Source organism: Martinezella lusitana (genome assembly GCF_010668395.1).
Taxonomy (GTDB): domain Bacteria; phylum Pseudomonadota; class Alphaproteobacteria; order Rhizobiales; family Rhizobiaceae; genus Rhizobium; species Rhizobium lusitanum_A.
Window position 1 is genome coordinate 24,006 of sequence record NZ_WUEY01000022.1, and the last position, 16,575, is coordinate 40,580.

The 16,575-nt window shown below is 60.5% G+C and carries 16 protein-coding genes; 6 read left to right on the forward strand and 10 right to left on the reverse strand.

Annotated features, from left to right (window positions below; genetic code table 11):
- Window positions 1-51: 51 nt before the first annotated feature.
- The gene (locus tag GR212_RS30100) at window positions 52-825 is read right to left on the reverse strand and encodes an SDR family oxidoreductase (protein WP_163992476.1); all 774 of its coding nucleotides are present in this window, start codon (window positions 823-825) and stop codon (window positions 52-54) included.
- A 135-nt stretch (window positions 826-960) separates the two neighbouring features.
- Between GR212_RS30100 and GR212_RS30105 the strand changes: the two genes are divergently transcribed.
- The gene (locus GR212_RS30105; protein WP_163992478.1) at window positions 961-1,899 is read left to right on the forward strand and encodes a LysR family transcriptional regulator; all 939 of its coding nucleotides are present in this window, start codon (window positions 961-963) and stop codon (window positions 1,897-1,899) included.
- Between the two features lie 58 nt (window positions 1,900-1,957).
- Here GR212_RS30105 and GR212_RS30110 read toward each other — a convergent pair whose 3' ends face one another.
- The 4 genes from GR212_RS30110 to GR212_RS30125 are packed head-to-tail and all read right to left on the reverse strand — an operon-like array spanning window position 1,958 to window position 5,925.
- A complete protein-coding gene (locus GR212_RS30110; RefSeq protein WP_163992480.1) occupies window positions 1,958-3,088 on the reverse strand; it encodes a P1 family peptidase in 1,131 nt (376 codons plus the stop codon).
- 1 nt (window position 3,089) lies between these two features.
- Window positions 3,090-3,920, reverse strand: coding sequence for an ABC transporter permease (locus GR212_RS30115; RefSeq protein WP_163992483.1), 831 nt, complete (start codon window positions 3,918-3,920; stop codon window positions 3,090-3,092).
- A gap of 11 nt (window positions 3,921-3,931) precedes the next feature.
- Window positions 3,932-4,831 carry an ABC transporter permease gene (locus GR212_RS30120; RefSeq protein ID WP_163992485.1) on the reverse strand — a complete coding sequence of 300 codons (900 nt, stop codon included), beginning with the start codon at window positions 4,829-4,831 and terminating at the stop codon, window positions 3,932-3,934.
- Entirely contained in the window at window positions 4,831-5,925 is a 1,095-nt protein-coding gene (locus GR212_RS30125; protein ID WP_163992487.1) for an ABC transporter ATP-binding protein, read from the reverse strand. Before GR212_RS30125 ends, GR212_RS30120 begins: the two co-directional genes overlap by 1 nt.
- A gap of 164 nt (window positions 5,926-6,089) precedes the next feature.
- Here GR212_RS30125 and GR212_RS30130 point away from each other — a divergent pair, with 164 nt between their 5' ends.
- Together GR212_RS30130 and GR212_RS30135 are read left to right on the forward strand one after the other, a co-directional pair.
- A complete protein-coding gene (locus tag GR212_RS30130; protein WP_163992489.1) occupies window positions 6,090-7,133 on the forward strand; it encodes a polyamine ABC transporter substrate-binding protein in 1,044 nt (347 codons plus the stop codon).
- A gap of 54 nt (window positions 7,134-7,187) precedes the next feature.
- Window positions 7,188-8,045, forward strand: coding sequence for a MurR/RpiR family transcriptional regulator (locus GR212_RS30135; RefSeq protein ID WP_163992491.1), 858 nt, complete (start codon window positions 7,188-7,190; stop codon window positions 8,043-8,045).
- A 218-nt stretch (window positions 8,046-8,263) separates the two neighbouring features.
- Here GR212_RS30135 and GR212_RS30140 read toward each other — a convergent pair whose 3' ends face one another.
- The 3 genes from GR212_RS30140 to GR212_RS30150 all read right to left on the reverse strand — a co-directional run bounded on the left by GR212_RS30140 (window position 8,264) and on the right by GR212_RS30150 (window position 11,471).
- Complete coding sequence (locus tag GR212_RS30140) at window positions 8,264-9,547, reverse strand: cystathionine gamma-synthase family protein (protein ID WP_163992493.1); 1,284 nt, start codon at window positions 9,545-9,547, stop codon at window positions 8,264-8,266.
- Between the two features lie 125 nt (window positions 9,548-9,672).
- Window positions 9,673-10,587, reverse strand: coding sequence for a polyphosphate kinase 2 (ppk2, locus tag GR212_RS30145; RefSeq protein WP_163992495.1), 915 nt, complete (start codon window positions 10,585-10,587; stop codon window positions 9,673-9,675).
- Window positions 10,588-10,682: 95 nt separating this feature from the next.
- On the reverse strand, window positions 10,683-11,471 hold the full coding sequence (locus tag GR212_RS30150; protein ID WP_113399891.1) for a 3-hydroxybutyrate dehydrogenase: 789 nt from the start codon (window positions 11,469-11,471) through the stop codon (window positions 10,683-10,685).
- A 205-nt stretch (window positions 11,472-11,676) separates the two neighbouring features.
- Here GR212_RS30150 and GR212_RS30155 point away from each other — a divergent pair, with 205 nt between their 5' ends.
- Both GR212_RS30155 and GR212_RS30160 read left to right on the forward strand, forming a co-directional pair.
- Window positions 11,677-12,423: an acetoacetate decarboxylase gene (locus GR212_RS30155; protein WP_163992497.1), complete on the forward strand. Its 747-nt coding sequence runs from the start codon at window positions 11,677-11,679 to the stop codon at window positions 12,421-12,423.
- 37 nt (window positions 12,424-12,460) lie between these two features.
- Window positions 12,461-13,618, forward strand: coding sequence for a DUF3734 domain-containing protein (locus GR212_RS30160; RefSeq protein ID WP_163992499.1), 1,158 nt, complete (start codon window positions 12,461-12,463; stop codon window positions 13,616-13,618).
- 111 nt (window positions 13,619-13,729) lie between these two features.
- Here the strand turns inward: GR212_RS30160 and GR212_RS30165 are convergent, their stop codons facing one another.
- Window positions 13,730-14,350 (reverse strand): CGNR zinc finger domain-containing protein, encoded by a 621-nt coding sequence (locus tag GR212_RS30165; protein WP_163992501.1) that lies wholly within the window; start codon window positions 14,348-14,350, stop codon window positions 13,730-13,732.
- A gap of 315 nt (window positions 14,351-14,665) precedes the next feature.
- Between GR212_RS30165 and GR212_RS30170 the strand changes: the two genes are divergently transcribed.
- Window positions 14,666-15,508, forward strand: coding sequence for an alpha/beta fold hydrolase (locus GR212_RS30170; protein ID WP_163992503.1), 843 nt, complete (start codon window positions 14,666-14,668; stop codon window positions 15,506-15,508).
- An 89-nt stretch (window positions 15,509-15,597) separates the two neighbouring features.
- Here GR212_RS30170 and GR212_RS30175 read toward each other — a convergent pair whose 3' ends face one another.
- Window positions 15,598-16,491, reverse strand: a complete 894-nt coding sequence (locus GR212_RS30175) for a hypothetical protein (protein WP_163992505.1) — start codon at window positions 16,489-16,491, stop codon at window positions 15,598-15,600.
- Window positions 16,492-16,575 lie beyond the last annotated feature (84 nt).

Here is a 16,575-nt window from a genome sequence, read left to right on the forward strand (position 1 = left end):
AACACTTGGACTGAGCCAGTACAGTTGTGGCCGAAAATCCGCCTGCTCCACTTATTTCGTCGTATAGCCGCCGTTGACGAGAATGGTCTGGCCGGTCATCCACCAGCCGTCTGAGACGAGGAAGCGGATGTAGGGAACGATATCCTCGATATCGGTGAGGCCTGTCTTCGAGAATTTGGAAAGCGCGGCCGCTCCCTTGTGATAGGCCTGCGCGTCGGCACTTTCCGCGGGGTAGAAGAACGGCGTGTCCATCGGGCCGGGGCCGATCGCCGTCACCGAGATGCCGCGATCGCCGAACTCCTTGGCGGCCGCGCGGGTGAAATGCTCGACGGGCGCCTTGGTGCCGGCATAGCTCGAATAGAAGGGCGTGAAGGCGCCCAGCAGCGATGTGACGAGCGTGCAGACCTTGCCGTTGTCGTTGAGTGACTTGCCGGCTTCCTTGAGGAAGAAGAATGCCGATTTCGCATTGACCGCGCTCATCTCGTCATACTCGGTCTCCGTGATGTCGACGATCGGCTTTTTCAGAACCTTGCCGACCGTGTTGATCGCAATGTCGGGACGACCGAAAGCGGCGACGGCTTCGGCAAAGAGCTGTTCGACCGCGCCGGCAGTGGTGAGATTGGCCTGGAATGCGGCTGCTTCCGCGCCGGCGGCCTTAACTGCCGCCACCGTCGCATCGGCATCGGCCTTCGTCGCGGCGCTGTTATAGTGGATGGCAATGGCCTTTGCGCCGTGGGCGGCGAAGTCGCGGGCGATCAGGCCGCCGAGGTTCTTGGCGCCGCCGGCAATGATGACGGTTTTTCCCTTGATGGAGTGGTCGGTCATGGATGAGCCTCCTTGGCATGTCGGGACAGCACCGTGCTGCCTCTCATGACCTCAATGTATCGTCTGGAATTTTCCGATAAAGCGGGCTAATTTGACATCATCTGTCAGAAATTACGGACAATTGGCGGGCTCTGCTTGGATCGTATCGACCTCTTCAGGATTTTTACGCGCGTTGTCGAATGCAGCAGCTTCACCCGCGCGGCGGATACGCTGGGTCTGCCGCGCTCCTCGGTCTCGGCTGCGGTGATCGAACTGGAGGGGCGCGTCGGCGCGCGGCTTCTTCATCGCAGCACCCGCAGGGTCTCGCCGACACAGGATGGTGCGGCCTTTTATGACCGTTGCCTGAGGGTCATTGCCGATGTCGAGGAGACGGAGAGCCTGTTTCGCCGGAGCGACGCCAAGCCTTCGGGCAAGTTGAAGGCCGACGTGCCTGGCCGTATCGGCCGGCTGATCATAGCGCCGGCGCTGCCGGCATTTCTCGATCAGTTTCCGGATATCGACGTGGATCTCGGCGTTACCGATCGGGCCGTCAATCTGGTCGAGGATAGCGTGGACTGCGTGCTGCGCGTCGGGCCGCTTGTCGATTCAGGTCTCATTGCCCGGCCGATCGGGAAATTGCCGCTCATCAATGTCGCCAGCCCCGATTATCTGTCGCGACATGGCGCCCTGCACACGCCGGCGGATCTCGATCGCCATTGGGCGGTGAACTATGCATCGCCCTCGACGGGACGGATCGAGCCTTGGGAATGGATGGAAAATGGTGTCCTGCGCAGCCTGCCGATGCGCGGGCGCGTCACCGTCAACAGCGCTGAGGCTTATATCGCCTGCTGCGTCGCGGGGCTGGGATTGATCCAGAACCCGGCCTACGACCTGCTCCGGCATCTGGAAGCCGGCGAGCTGGTCGAGGTGATGCCGGACTATCGTGCGGAACCGCTGCAGATGACATTGCTCTATCCGCACCGCCGGCATCTTTCCCGTCGCGTTCAGGTCTTTGCCGACTGGCTGCAGGCTCTTTTGGAAGAAACCGTTGTCCGGCAATCGAGCATGTTCGAAAGCAACGCCGTGCGCGTGTGAGCGACAGCACGACACGGACGGCTTGGTTCCTCGGATCGATCAGATCGGCAAGGCGGATTTATGTTTCCATCCGCCCATATTGACGGACGAGTTCGGCAAGCCGGTCATGGGGAATGGCCTGGATCCGGAAGCGGTCGTAAGGCGTTCCACCCATATCCTCGGCTGCCAGCATGGCGTTGACGACGGCTTCCTCGACGCTGTCGACCGCTGCCAGGTAGACCGGGTCGAGAGGCTCGTCGTTGACGATCTGCAGGGGCAGGTGCCCATTGGCCCTGTGCGCCATCGGGTGGGCGTTCGCGGTCGAGAATGCCAGGAAGATGTCGCCGGAATTGTTGCCGCCGGGCGTGCCGTTGCGGCCGATGCCGATGGCGGCGCGCCGGGCGAGGCGCTTGAGCTGATGCGGGGCAAGCGGCAGGTCGGTCGCGATGACGACGATGATGGAGCCGCGCTCCTGAAGCTGGCTCTGCGGAGTGCCGTCCCGCATGTGCCGGCCGACCGGCACGCCCGAGATCGTCAGCCAGTCGCGCTGGCCGTGATTGGCCTGAACCAGCGTGCCGATCGTATAGGTGCGGCCATCGAACTCGACGATCCGGGACGATGTGCCCGTGCCGCCCTTGAAGCCGTAGGTAATCATGCCGGTGCCGCCGCCGCAATTGCCTTCCTGAACCGGCCCGGCGGCAATGCCGTCGAGGGCTGCGCGTACGTCTGCCTCGCTGACATGCAGTCCGTTGATGTCGTTCAATGCGCCGTCATAGGTCTCGGCGATGACGGGCATGATCCAGAGGAAATCGTCTGTCTGGTAGGTCGAGGCATAGCGGTCGATCATCCATTTGACCGTGGCGTGATGCGCCATGCCGACGCCATGCGTATTGGTGATGACGACGGGCCCCAGGAAATAGCCGCCGTCCTCGATCCAGTGCGTTCCGGTCATCTCGCCATTGCCGTTGAAGCGATGCACCCCGGCATAGACGGGGACGGGGGTCTCCGAGTCCATATGCGGCAGGATGGTGGTGACGCCGGTCCGCGTCGGGCGCTTGCGGCCGGGGCGCGGCTCGTTTTCGATGATCGTGCGGAAGCCGACGCCGATGCCGGCGACATCGGTGATGGCGTTGTTCGTGCCGGTGCGACCGTTGAAGGGAAGGCCGAGCTGGCGGCCGCGCGGTTTGCGGGTGCTTGTTTTTATGGTCATGTCATTTCTGCCGGGAGCGAAGGTAAAGGCCAAGCGAGGCCACGAGGAAGGAGAAGGTCAGCATCATCACCGCGATCGCATTGATCTCCGGTTTGATGCCACGACGGAGCATGGCGAAGATGAACATCGGCAAGGTCGTCACATCGACGCCGGCGATGAAATAGGTAATCACCAGATCATCCATCGAAATGATGAAGGCGAGCAGCGCGCCGCCGAGTATGCCGGGCATCAGCTGCGGCAGCACCACGCGGCGAAAGGTCATCCACTCGTTGGCACCGAGATCGGCCGAGGCGTTTTCCAGTGTCCGGTCCATGCCGGCGAGACGCGCCGACACGACGATGAACACATAGGAGGTGAGAAACGTGCATTGGCCGATGATGATGGTCATCAGGCCGAGCTGGATCCCCGCGCTGACGAAGAAGATCAGAAGCGCGATGCCGAGAACGATATCGGGCATCAGCATCGGCATGAACATGGCGACCTGATAGAAGCGCTTGCCGAAGAAATTGAAGCGGTGAAGCGCAATTGCCATGGCGGTCCCGAGCAAGGTCGAAATGACGGTCGTCGTCAAGGCTATCTTCAGGCTGTTGAAGACGGCGGCGATCAGCTGGTCGGTCGATTCGATATAGAGCGCGTTCTCGGAGACTGCCGTCTTGAAGCCGAAGACCTGGGCATACCAATCCGTTGTGAATCCGCTCCAGCTCATCATGTTGACCGGGTTCGCGTTGAACGAATAGACGGCGATCAGCACCAGGGGGATATAGATAAAGGCGAAGAACAGCAGCGTGTAGAGCGCCAAACCGCCGTTGAAGAGAGTGCGTGCGATTTTCATGAACCCTCTCCTTATACCGTCAGCGCTGCGGTCGCATTGCGGCGGCCGGACAGGATGACATAGGCGAAAAGCAGAACGAGCATTACGGCCATGACCATCATGGCGAGCGCCGAGCCGAACGGCCAGTTGCGCGCCGAGAGAAATTGCCCCTCGATGAGATTGCCGAGCATCATCACCTTGGCGCCGCCAAGCACCGCCGGCACCACGAAATTGCCGAGCGCGGGGATGAAGACGATGACAGAACCGCCGGCGATCCCCGGTGCCGTCAGCGGCAGGATGATGCGCAGGAATGTCCGGATAGGGCCGGCGCCGAGATCGAGCGACGCCTGCACGAGCCGCCAGTCCAGCTTCTCGATGCTGGCATAGATCGGCATGAACATGAACGGGATAAAGACATAGACCATGCCGAGGATGATCGCGCCATCCGTATAGATCATCTCCAGCGGTGCGGAGATAATGCCCGATGCCATCAGCGCGTTGTTGACCAGTCCGGTGGGACGCAGGATCATCACCCAGACGAACAATCGGACGATCAGGCTGGAAAAGAACGGCAGCGTGATCAGGAAGAGGCAGAAATTCTTCCATTTGTCCGGCAGCCGGCTGATGTAGAAGGCAGCGGGGTAGCAGACGAGCAGCGTTGCCCCGACCGTCATTGCAGCAATGCGGATCGAGCGGAGAAAGATGCCGATATAGACCGGATCGTATTCCTCGAATTCCGGATTGGCGAAACCGAGAATGCGGCCGAAATTGTCGGGATAGAAGCTCCATTCGACGCCGCCGTAGAGGCCCGGCGTCAGGAAACTCGTCACCACCATGATCCCGAGCGGCACGAGAAAGAAGACAAGCAGGAACAGCGTCACCGGCCCGAGCAGCAGCCCGAGCTGAAGGCGCCGGCGTGTAGCGATGTTCATCACGCTGCCTCCTTCGCCGCGATCAGGTGGACGCTTGCGGGATCGTAGTGCCAGCGTGCCGCCTGGCCCGCGGCAAGCTGGCCGACGGCGCCGCGCTGCGACGCCGGGATCTGCGCCATGAGCCTGCGGCCATCCGTCGTCCGGCCGAAGACTTCGAAGGACGAGCCGACATACACGATCTGCTCCACGGTGACGTCGAGCGCCGGGCAGGTATCGGCATTGGTTGCCAGGAAGAAATTTTCCGGACGGATCAGGGCGACGGCAGCCCCCTTGCCTTCGCTGCCTGTCGCCGGAGCGTGCCTGATTGCCGTGCCGTCGCTGGTCATGAAGGTCTGGCCGTCGCTGCTGCCTTCGAAGAGGTTGCTGGCTCCGATGAAGCTCGCCACAAAAGTATTGGCGGGATGATCGTAGATCTGCCGCGGCGTATCGAGCTGCTGGATGCGCCCCTCGGCAAGCACCGCCACACGATCGGACATGGTCAGGGCTTCCTGCTGGTCGTGCGTCACGAAGATGAAGGTGATGCCGAGTTCGTGCTGCAGGTTCTTCAGCTCGAGCTGCATGGTCTCCCGCAGATGGCGGTCCAGCGCCGATAGCGGTTCATCGAGCAGAAGGACCTTGGGGCGCGCGACGATGGCGCGGGCAAGTGCGACACGCTGCTGCTGGCCACCCGACAATTGCCGCGGCAGGCGGCCTTCCATGCCTTCCAGCCCGACCATTTTCAGAATCGATCGCACCCGGTCGGTGCGCTCGGCCCTCCCGACGCCGGCGGCTTCCAGCGCATAGCCGGTGTTTTCCCCCACGCTCATGTGCGGAAACAGCGCGTAGTTCTGGAAGACCGTGTTGACGGGGCGGCGATAAGGCGGCCGATCCGTCATGTCCTCTCCGTCGATGGTGATGCGGCCCGCATCAAGTTCGACAAAGCCGCTGATCGCCTGCAGCAACGTGGTCTTGCCGCAGCCGGAGGGGCCTAGAAGTGTAATGAATTCATTGCGGTCGATCTCAAGATCGATGCCGTCAAGTGCCTTGACCTCTCGACCCTCTGGAGTCGAAAAGGCCTTTGCGGCTGACGCCAGCCGCACAATCGCATCTCGCATTCGTCGTTCCCCGAAATGTTATTAAATTAACTCTTGCGTGATTTAGATATGTTGATATCATTTTTTCGTCGAAGTCAACGCCCTCAACGCGGTCGGTTACAGCTTCCACCAAAGGCCGAGCCAAACGCGCCGAAGGGATAATAATCCTACTAAGGGGAACAGAAATGATGATTTTGAAAGGCGTTTTTAGACGCCTGGGTCTCTTTGCGCTCACCGCATTGCTGCCCACCGCAGTCCTCGCCGACGAACTCAACATCTACAACTGGGGCGAATACATCAATCCGGCCGTCCTCCAGAAATTCGAGGAGGAAACCAAGATCAAGGTCAATCTCTCGACCTATTCCTCAAACGAGGAAATGCTTGCCAAGATTCAAGGGGGCGCGACGGGCTACGATATCGTTTTCCCGTCCGTGCACATGCAGGACATCATGGCCAAGCTCAACCTGCTCGAGAAGACCGACATCAACACCTACGAGGGCTTCAAGAATATCGACCCGCGCTTCCTGCGCACCAAGAGCGATCCGAAGGGCGAATATTGCCTGCCGTACGCCTTCGGCACCGTCGGCATTCTCTACAACCGCAAGGTCCTCGGCAAGGACATCACCGGCTGGAAGGACCTGGTCGCGACGGTCAAGGCCAAGCATCTGAAGTTCACGCTGCTCGACGACATGCGCGAAGTGCTGGGCGTCGGCCTGATGCTCAACGGCCATTCCGTCAATTCGACCAATCCGGAAGAGCTCTCGCAGGCGGCCGATACGATCATCGACATGAAGCCCTATGTTGCGGCTTTCACCTATGACTCCCGGCCGATGGTCGAGTCCGGCGACATTGCCGCGGCTCACTTCTTCGTCGGCTCGATGATCAACGTCTTCGGCAATCCGAAGGATCTCGGCTATGTCATTCCGGAAGAAGGCGCGACCATGTATCAGGAAGACATGTGCGTGCTGAAGACGGCTCCCAACAAGGCCAATGCCATCAAGTTCCAGCAGTTCTATACGCGTCCCGACATCGCCGCACTCAACGTCTCACAGCAGACGAACGGCACGCCCAACGTTCCGGCCCGCCAATTGACGCCGGAAAACATCAAGAATAGCAAGGAAATCAATCCGACCGACGAAACCATGAAGCGTCTGCAGATTTTTCAGGATCTCGGCGGCGGCCTGCGCCAGTTCGATCGGGCATGGACGAAAGTCAAGACTGCCCAGTAATATCGCGAAACGATACTCCGCCCGGTTCCGGGCGGAGCTTCCCCGGAGGAAAGAGTGTCGAAGCAGATACTGAAGCTCGTGCAGAGCGCGGAAATGCGCAAGTCGAAATCCGACAAGCTGATTGCCAGCTATATAGAGCGCAACATCGCCGAACTTCCCTTCGAGACGGCGAAATCCATCGCAGCCCGGCTTGAGATTTCGCAGATGACCGTTGGCCGCTATCTGCGGCGGCTTGGCTTCGATGGCCTCGACGAGCTCAAGGCGGCGCTGCGCCGTGGCAGCCGTTCCAATCCGGCCTGGCAGGTCAAGGGGTCCATGGATCGCTTCCAGGAGGACCTGCGCGATGGCAAATTCCTCGCCGGCCTGCTGCAGCAGCAGGTCGACAATCTCGGCCTGATCTACGAGCTGACGACCGCGCCGCAATGGCAGCAGACGATCGATGCGCTGATCTCGGCGAGCGAGGTCTATGTCGCCGCCTATCAGAACGTTCGGGGCATTGCGCAGTATTTCGCCGCGCAGCTTTCCTATACCCGGCCACGCGTCGCTTTCATGGATGGCCTCAACGGCACCTATTCCGAATTGCTTGACGGTTCGGTCGATGGCCGCGTGCTCTTTCTCCACGATGTCCGGCGCTTCGCGTCCAAGGCGAGACCCTTGGCGGAGGAAGCGCGCCGCGCCGGCGTCAAGGTCATTCTGTTGACCGACGAATTCTGCCCCTGGGCGGAGGAGGCCTCGGATATCTCGCTTGTCATACCCGGTTCGCACGGCCCGCTCTGGGATGGAGCCGCGACGATGACCGCGGTCATGGACCTGCTCTTGAGCAACATCATTGTCCTTCTTCGCGGCAAGGTGGACGAGCGCGTCGAGCTGCTGACCCGGCTGCAGGACGTGTTCGGCGATTTCGAAAGCTGAGCCGATACGACGGGCTCGCCGTCGCAACCGATAAGGTTGGACTGGCAAGTGCGTGCGCGTTCCTGCCCTTTCGAGCAGGCTGCTCCTCTCTACCGGCGGCGAAGCTGCCTATCGATCGTGCTGTCGTTGACGCTCCCAGGCAAGGCATCCTGTGGTCGGCAACGCCCGGCATGGTGTGCAAACCTCTCTCGTTAGCGCATCGGATCGCGCCTGCCTCATCAGGCGCTATCGAGCGCGGCGGAGAGATCGGCGATCAGATCGTCAGGATGCTCGATCCCGATCGAAAGCCGGATCGTGGATTCCAGCACGCCGATGCGGTGGCGTACATCGACAGGAACGCCGGAATGCGTCGTCGTTGCAGGATGGGAGGCGAGTGATTCCGTGCCGCCGAGGCTGACGGCGAGCTTGAAGAGCTGCAATGCGTTCAGGAACTTGAACGACGCCGGCTGGCCGCCCTTGATGTCGAAGGAGAAGGTCGAGCCCGCACCGCTGCATTGGGTGGCGAAGGTTCGGCCCGTAGCGGAGGCCGGGTCTGTGTAGGGCAGATAGTGAATCTGCTCGACTTTCGGATGGTCGCGCAGGAAATCGGCCACCGCCCGGGCGTTGCTGTTTGCCCGTTCCATGCGGATCTGCAGCGTTTCCAGCGAACGGCCGAGCATCCAGCAGGAATGCGGGTCGAGCTGGGTGCCGATCGCGCCGCGCAACGCCTTGACCTGCTTGATGACGGCTTTCGAGCCGAGTGCGGCGCCTGCGATCAGATCGGAATGACCGCCGACATATTTGGTCAGCGAATAAAGCGAAATATCCGCCCCATGTTCGATCGGCCGCTGGAAGACAGGCCCTAGCAGGGTATTGTCGCATGCGATGATCGGTACATGGCCTTGTTTTTTGCCGATCGCATCGGCAACGCGGCGGATCATGGCGATATCGACCAGGCTGTTCGTCGGATTGGCCGGCGTTTCCACCAGAATGACCGATACGCGGCCCTTTGCCATCGCTTCCTCGGCGCTCGATGTGACCGAGGCCTCGTTGACACCGTCGGCAAATCCGACGGCGGAAACGCCGAGATTGAGGAACGTCTTGGCGATGAGCGTTTCCGTGCCGCCGTAAAGTGGTTGGGAATGCAGGATCGCGTCGCCGGGGCGGACGAAGGTCAGAAGGGTGGTGGCGATCGCCGACATGCCCGAGGAGAACAGCGCGCCGCTTTCGGTTCGTTCGTAGACGGCAAGCCGATCCTCGACGATTTCGCTGTTGGGGTGGTTGAAGCGCGAATAGACGAGGCCGACACCCCTGCCTGCCGGGGGTTCGTTGCGGCCGGATATGTAATTGAAGAAATCGCGTCCGTCCTCGGCCGATTTGAAGACGAAGGTGGAGGTCAGGAAAACGGGAGGCTTGACCGCGCCCTCGGACAGTTCCGGGTCGTAGCCGTAATTCAGCATCTGGGTTTCGGGATGCAGGGCGTGGTTGCCGATGTGCGTTTTCGAAGGATGCGGCGCAGTCATGACGGTCTCCTCAGCCGATGACACGAATGTCAGACTCGCATCATATCATCACTTGAAGCCGCTGGCCTGCCATAGTCTTCGGCGGATGACGGGCCCGCATAAGCCGACCCGTCCCGTCGATGTCGTCAGTAGATTTCCGGAACGTACATTTCCGGCGGTACTGGCGTGCGATGGTAATCGTCGTGGCGAAGGCGCTCCGGCAGGATGATTTCCGGCTTCGGCACGTTTTCGTAGGGGATCTGCTTCAGAAGATGGGCGATGCAGTTGAGACGCGCCTTCTTCTTGTCGACCGCCTGGACCACCCACCACGGCGCTTCCGGAATGTGGGTGCGCTCCAGCATCTCTTCCTTCGCCTTGGTGTATTCCTCCCAGTGCACGCGGCTCTGCAGGTCCATCGGCGAAAGCTTCCACTGCTTCAGCGGATCCTGGATGCGCATGTTGAAGCGGAATTCCTGCTCCTCGTCCGTGATCGAGAACCAATATTTGAGCAGGATGATGCCGGAGCGAACCAGCATGCGCTCGAAATCAGGCACGGTACGGAAGAATTCTTCCAGCTCTTCGGGCGAGCAGAAGCCCATGACGCGCTCGACACCGGCCCGGTTGTACCAGCTGCGGTCGAACAGCACCATTTCGCCGGCGGTCGGCAGATGGGCGGCATAGCGCTGGAAATACCATTGATGCCGCTCGCGTTCGGTCGGAGCAGGCAAGGCGACGACACGGCAGACGCGCGGATTGAGGCGCTGCGTGACGCGCTTGATGGCGCCGCCCTTGCCGGCGGAGTCGCGGCCCTCGAACAGGATGACGACCTTGAGCTTCTTGTACTGCACCCAGTCCTGCAGACGGACGAGTTCGTGCTGGAGACGGAAGAGCTCGCGGAAATAAAGCTTGCGGTCGAGTGTCGCTTCGCCTTCGCTGATAAGGCCCTCGGCAACCAACTCGTCCAGCCGGTCCTCTTCGAGCTGCATCTCCAGCTCTTCGTCAAAGCTGTCGACGATCTCATCCTTGATGCGGCTGAGCGGGTCCTGGGTCTCTTCGGTCATTGCAAGCCTCCTGCTCCGTTTTCATGTTGATGCTGCAGCCTGCGGCTACAGAAAGCCGGCGCCGCCTTTCGCGCCGCGCCGGCTATGGTTTGGCATTACTCGGCGGTCCAGCCGCCGTCGACGGAAAGCGTCGTGCCGGTAATTTGCTTGGCGGCGTCGCCGCACAGGAATACCGCGATGGCGGCAACTTCGTCGACGGTCACGAATTCCTTCGTGGGCTGGGCGGCAAGCAGCACGTCGTGCTTGACCTGCTCCTCCGTCATGTTGCGGGCCTTCATCGTTTCGGGGATCTGCTTTTCGACAAGCGGCGTCCAGACATAGCCGGGCGCGATGGAGTTGACGGTCACGCCGTCCTGCGCTGCTTCGAGAGCGATGGTCTTGGTCAGGCCGGTAATGCCATGCTTGGCCGAGACATAGGCCGACTTGAAGGGCGAGGCGACCAGGGCATGCGCCGAGGACGTATTGATGATGCGGCCCCATTTGCGCGCCTTCATACCCGGGATGGCAGCCTTTATCGCGTAGAAGGCTGCGAGCAGGTTGATGCGGATGATCGCTTCCCACTTGTCGTCGGGAAATTCCTCGATCGGGGCGACGAACTGGATGCCGGCATTGTTGACGAGGACATCGAGGCTGCCGAAGGCTTCCTCGGCTTCGCGCACCATCGATGTCACTTCCTCGCCATTCATCATGTTGGCGCCGGAGTAGCGGCACTTCACGCCGAAATCGGCCTCGATGGCGGCGCGCTCCTTTTCGATTGCATCGGCATCGCCAAGACCGTTGATGGTGACATTCGCACCCTCGGCGGCAAAGGCGCGCGCAATCGCAAGCCCGATACCGCTCGTCGAACCGGTGACCAGCGCATTCTTCGAAGTCAACGAACCCATTATGCTACTCCCGCAATCTCTGTGGCATGGTTGAATAGGGGGAAATGCCGAGATGAGCGCACACTGCCAGCCTCATATGTCGCTTTGATTACAGTTCTCCTCGGCCTCCCGTCGTAACGATTTGGCGCCTGACACTTCACTGTCATGCAACCGTGCAAATTTTCGCTCCGGTGCCCGGCGATTTCCTCCAACGACGGAAAATACGATGAAGGTCGAAGACATTCTCAAGCATGCCTATGCGATGCCGCTGACCAACCCTTCCTATCCCCCCGGACCCTACAGGTTCTTCGATCGCGAATACATCATCATCACCTACCGCACGACCCGCGAAGCCCTGGAGGCCGTCGTGCCGGAGCCGCTCGAGATCGATGAGCCGCTGGTGAAGTATGAATTCATCCGCATGCCCGACTCCACAGGTTTCGGCGATTACACCGAGACCGGACAGGTCATCCCGGTCAAGTATCGCGGTCAGCGCGGCGGCTATGTCCATTCCATGTATCTCGATGACGATGCGCCGATCACCGGCGGCCGCGAGATCTGGGGTTTTCCGAAGAAGCTTGCCAATCCGAAGATCGTCAACGAAGGCGAGGTCATCGTCGGCACGCTGCATTACGGCAGCGTCCTCTGCGCCACCGGAACGATGGGCTACAAGCACAAGCCGGTCGAGCAGGCGCCGCTTCTGGCCGCGCTGTCCGAGCCCAACTTCCTGATCAAGATCGTGCCGCATGTCGACGCCACCCCGCGCATCTGCGAGCTGGTGCGCTACTACCTGACCGATATCACCATCAAGGAGGCCTGGACTTCGCCCGCGGCCCTCGATCTCCGGCCGCATGTCATGGCCGATGTTGCCCGGCTGCCGGTTCTCGAAGTGGTCTCGGCCGTTCATTTCACCGCCGATCTGACGCTTGGGCTTGGCGAGGTCGTTCACGACTATCTCGCCGAGCGCAGATAATCATAAGCTTTTCATTCATTTATGCTGGAGACGGACCGTGCTCGAACGAAACATCAAGGCCGCAGCCCCAACGATCCCGGAAATAGCCGCTCAATATGATCGGGTCGCCCTCGTATTCCAGGGCGGCGGGGCGCTCGGCGCCTATCAGGCCGGCGTCTACCAGGCGCTTGCCGAAACGGGATGCGAGCCTACCTGGCTTTCGGGCGTCTCGATCGGTGCGGTCAATGCCGCCATCATCGCCGGCAACGAGCCGAGCCGGCGCTTGCCACGCCTTGAGCAGTTCTGGCAGATCATTTCCGGTCGCAAGATCTGGGCTTACACGCCGGAAGGCGACTTCTTCCGCGATATCCGCAACCGCACGAGTTCGTGGATGACGATGACGATGGGCCAGCCCGGCTTCTTCAAGCCGCGTTTTCCCAATCCATGGCTCGAGCTGCCGGGAGCCGAGGGTGCGACCAGTTTCTACGATTCTTCCGAGCTGAAGAAGACGCTGGAGATGCTGATCGACTTCGACGTCTTGAATAATGGCAAGAAGCGCTTCAGCGTCGGCGCGGTGAATGTGCGCACGGGCAACTTCGTCTATTTCGACACCGACAATATCCGTATCGGCCCCGAGCACATCATGGCGAGCGGCGCCCTGCCGCCTGCCTTGCCGTCCATCCGCATCGAAGGCGAATATTACTGGGATGGCGGCATCGTCTCCAATACGCCGCTGCAATATCTGCTCGATCAGGAAGAAGACCGCAGCTCGCTCGTGTTCCAGGTGGATCTGTTCAGCGCCCGCGGCGTGCTGCCGCGCAGCATGCCCGACGTGCTCTCCCGCCACAAGGACATCATGTATTCGAGCCGCACGCGGCAGAATACGGACAATTTCAAGCGCATTCACGGCCTGAAGATGAAGCTGCTGAGCGCGCTGAAGCGTGTTCCGAAAGATCAGCTGACCCCGGAAGAGCAGGATTTGATCGCCGATTACTCCGATGCCGGCGTCGTCAACATCGTGCACCTGATCTATCAGCACAAGAATTACGAAGGTCACGCCAAGGACTACGAGTTCTCCGGCACATCGATGCGCGAACATTGGGATATGGGGCTGGAGGATACCAAGCGCACGTTGCGCCACACCGAATGGCTGCTGCCGCCCATCACCGACGATGCCGTCGCCATCCACGATCTGCACCGCGAAGATCCGGTCTGAGGTCGCAGATCGGGTTTTGCCGGTCATAGCACCCGAGCGGCCTGCATTCTTTCTTCGGTGTTGACCGGCAGCTTGTGCGCAAGATCCTGCCGGTCTCTCAGGTCTCGGGGCTCAGCCCTGCTTCAGCCGGTGCCGATGCGCCGCCTGTTTGGCGCGATTGCCGCACATCGCCATGCTGCACCAGCGCCTGCGGCCGCCGCGCGTGTGATCGACGAAGAGCAAGGTGCATGCGTGGCCTTCGCAGGCTTTCACGTCCGAAAAATCCTCCGTGCAGACAAAGCGCCCCAGCGCTTCGCCGATCGGCAACAGCAGGGCTTCCGGCGTGCGCCATTTCCGCATGGGCAGAAAGTCGAGACTCGTGCCTTCCCCGGTGCGCTTTGCGACGATCCGGCCAAAACCTTCATTGCGTTCCAGCAGCCGGTTCAGCGGCTCCAATTCGTTCAAGGCATCCGATGCCAGCGGCTTTCCCTTGCGGGCGAGCACGAAGCTTCTGAACCACTCGCGCAGGCTTCTTGCCTGATCGGCGATCTTGTCGAGTTCGCCGGGGAGCGCCTGTTCGCGCATGGCCGCAAGCGTTTCCGGCGGCACCAGCCGGGCCTGCTCCAGCCAACGCAGCAGGCCTTCGCCATTCTCGATCCAATCGACAGGTAGGTCGACGGGCGTCGCGACCGAATTCAGGAAATCCAGCCCCAGCGCATCGCCAACGAAAATGGCGGGTGAATGATTTTCCATCGCTGCTCCTGCTCCGGCCGACGGCGTGCCGGGCGCCTCTCGAAAATACCGGCAATATATAACCTGTCAAATGTCACTTGACAAGTTACGGCTATCGAGCGTAACCGTATTAAGGCAATTTTGAGGGTTACTGAAAACAAGCCGAAGAGAGTGTTCGATTGCATCGCAATCGCTCCACTTCTTATGCTTTAACAATCGAAGATAACCGCGCGATTCATCATCGCTACCAGAACTTACGAGGGCTCTGCGTCAGCCGGGTCGCCGAGTTAGTAACTGCATAAATAGATATTATAAGGTTATGAAAGGACCTTTGTTATGACCAATATCAGCTATCGCGCCGTCAATGTCGAAGGCGTCAAGGTCTTCTATAGGGAAGCCGGTTCCCCAGGTGCGGCAAAACTTCTGCTGCTGCACGGCTTCCCGAGCTCCAGCCATATGTTCCGCGACCTCATTCCTCTTCTCGCCGATCGCTATCATATCATCGCGCCCGATCTTCCCGGTTTCGGGCAATCGGACGCGCCGAAAGGCAGCAACACGTTTGACAGCATTGCCGGGACGATCGACCGCTTCACCGAAATCGTCGGCTTCGATCGCTATGCCGTTTATGTCTTCGACTATGGCGCACCGACGGGCTTCCGGCTGGCGGTAAAACATCCGGAACGGATTACGGCGATCATTTCCCAGAACGGCAATGCCTATGAGGAGGGTCTGAGCGAAGAATGGACTCCGATCCGGGCTTACTGGCGCGAAGCTTCCGAGGAAAACCGCAATGCGGTGAAGGCGGCGCTTACGCCGGAGGCGACGGTCTGGCAATATACGCACGGCGTTGCGGATGCCTCGCGGGTCTCTCCGGATGGCTATTCGCTCGACAATTTCTATCTGGCACGGCCGGGCACGGAGACGGTCCAGCTCGACCTCTTCGGCGACTACGAGAGCAATGTCGCCCTCTATCCGACATTCCAGACCTACTTCAGAACCCATAAGCCGCGCTTGCTGGCTATTTGGGGCAAGCACGATCCGTTCTTCCTGCCCGCCGGCGCGGAAGCCTATCGCCGCGACATTCCCGATGCGGTCGTCAAGCTTCTCGACACCGGCCATTTCGCCCTTGAGACGCATGCCGTCGAGATCGCAGCCGAAATCCGTGATTTCCTCGGCTGATGGAAAGATCTACAGCGCCGGCGATTGGCCGGCGCTGTAGAGGTCGCCCCTTTCAGGAGCAACTGCCTGATCGTGGGTGCCGGCCGTTGTTATCGAGCCTTGTAGCTCACGGAAATCTTCGCGCTTGCGAGGGCCGATTGCGCCAGCTGAGCGCTGTTGAAATCGAGGGCGCCCACCGTCATCGGCTTGTCGAAGGCAAGATCGAGCGTGAAGAAGCCGGTCGGATGGGGCAGATCCTGGACGAAACGCAGCAGCGCTTTCTTGGAGTCCGCATCGATCCGGCTATCGGGCAGGGCCTGCAGAGCCGCAACCGTCGTGTCGCGCAGCTGGTCGATGCCCTGGGCCGGATCGTCCGAGCCGGTCATCTGCTGGATGAACGAGGCGAGCGACGGCACGGCCATGCCTTCGAACAGCCCCATATTGTCGAGCCGGAAGCGCAGATGCGACAGGCCGATCGATCCATCCTGCGTCAGCGCGGGCATGCCGGCATTTTTCGGCAGACTCAACTCGGCAGAAAGCGATGCTTGGCCGAGGCGCAAATTGGTAAGCTCCAGCTCCTGAATGTCCAGATAGCCATCCTTGGGATCGAAGCGGAAGGAACCGGACATGTCCATCGGCCATTGCTGGACGGCCGTGATGTAGTTGGCGAAGGCATTGTCCAGCATCGGCGTGAAACGCACGCCTTCGACTGAAAACCGTCCCCAACTCGGCAAATGATCGGGCTTGTCGGCTATGGCCTTTAGAAAGTCGACCAGGCCGTCTCCCTTGAATTCGGCGCGATCGAAGGTCCACCCCATTCTGCTGCCGGATTTGAAGATCCCATTCTGGACGGCGCAGCCGTCGTGCAACTCGGAAATGGCAAAGCCGTCCCCGTGCTGGATCACGGCACTGCCCTCGATGAGGTCGGCGCAGGGCATTCCAGCGGCGGCGGCGGAGAGCGGAGCGAAGGAAACGAGCAGCGGGAGGAGGAGAGAAAAACGCATCTTTAAGGACTACCTGTTTGAGTCGATCGGCAAGTACGAGCCGCGCCATGTTTGTGGCTATGTCTTGCGTGTCAAGGCTTGCAG

What these genes read in the sequence shown, in the direction of transcription:
- ppk2 (WP_163992495.1), bottom strand. Translation starts at nt 10,587, where the DNA reads ATGACCGAAGAGACCCAGGACCCGCTCAGCCGCATCAAGGATGAGATC.
- GR212_RS30150 (WP_113399891.1), bottom strand. Translation starts at nt 11,471, where the DNA reads ATGGGTTCGTTGACTTCGAAGAATGCGCTGGTCACCGGTTCGACGAGC.
- GR212_RS30120 (WP_163992485.1), bottom strand. Translation starts at nt 4,831, where the DNA reads ATGAACATCGCTACACGCCGGCGCCTTCAGCTCGGGCTGCTGCTCGGG.
- GR212_RS30100 (WP_163992476.1), bottom strand. Translation starts at nt 825, where the DNA reads ATGACCGACCACTCCATCAAGGGAAAAACCGTCATCATTGCCGGCGGC.
- GR212_RS30155 (WP_163992497.1), top strand. Translation starts at nt 11,677, where the DNA reads ATGAAGGTCGAAGACATTCTCAAGCATGCCTATGCGATGCCGCTGACC.
- GR212_RS30115 (WP_163992483.1), bottom strand. Translation starts at nt 3,920, where the DNA reads ATGAAAATCGCACGCACTCTCTTCAACGGCGGTTTGGCGCTCTACACG.
- GR212_RS30110 (WP_163992480.1), bottom strand. Translation starts at nt 3,088, where the DNA reads ATGACCATAAAAACAAGCACCCGCAAACCGCGCGGCCGCCAGCTCGGC.
- GR212_RS30140 (WP_163992493.1), bottom strand. Translation starts at nt 9,547, where the DNA reads ATGACTGCGCCGCATCCTTCGAAAACGCACATCGGCAACCACGCCCTG.
- GR212_RS30165 (WP_163992501.1), bottom strand. Translation starts at nt 14,350, where the DNA reads ATGGAAAATCATTCACCCGCCATTTTCGTTGGCGATGCGCTGGGGCTG.
- GR212_RS30130 (WP_163992489.1), top strand. Translation starts at nt 6,090, where the DNA reads ATGATGATTTTGAAAGGCGTTTTTAGACGCCTGGGTCTCTTTGCGCTC.
- GR212_RS30125 (WP_163992487.1), bottom strand. Translation starts at nt 5,925, where the DNA reads ATGCGAGATGCGATTGTGCGGCTGGCGTCAGCCGCAAAGGCCTTTTCG.
- GR212_RS30170 (WP_163992503.1), top strand. Translation starts at nt 14,666, where the DNA reads ATGACCAATATCAGCTATCGCGCCGTCAATGTCGAAGGCGTCAAGGTC.
- GR212_RS30175 (WP_163992505.1), bottom strand. Translation starts at nt 16,491, where the DNA reads ATGCGTTTTTCTCTCCTCCTCCCGCTGCTCGTTTCCTTCGCTCCGCTC.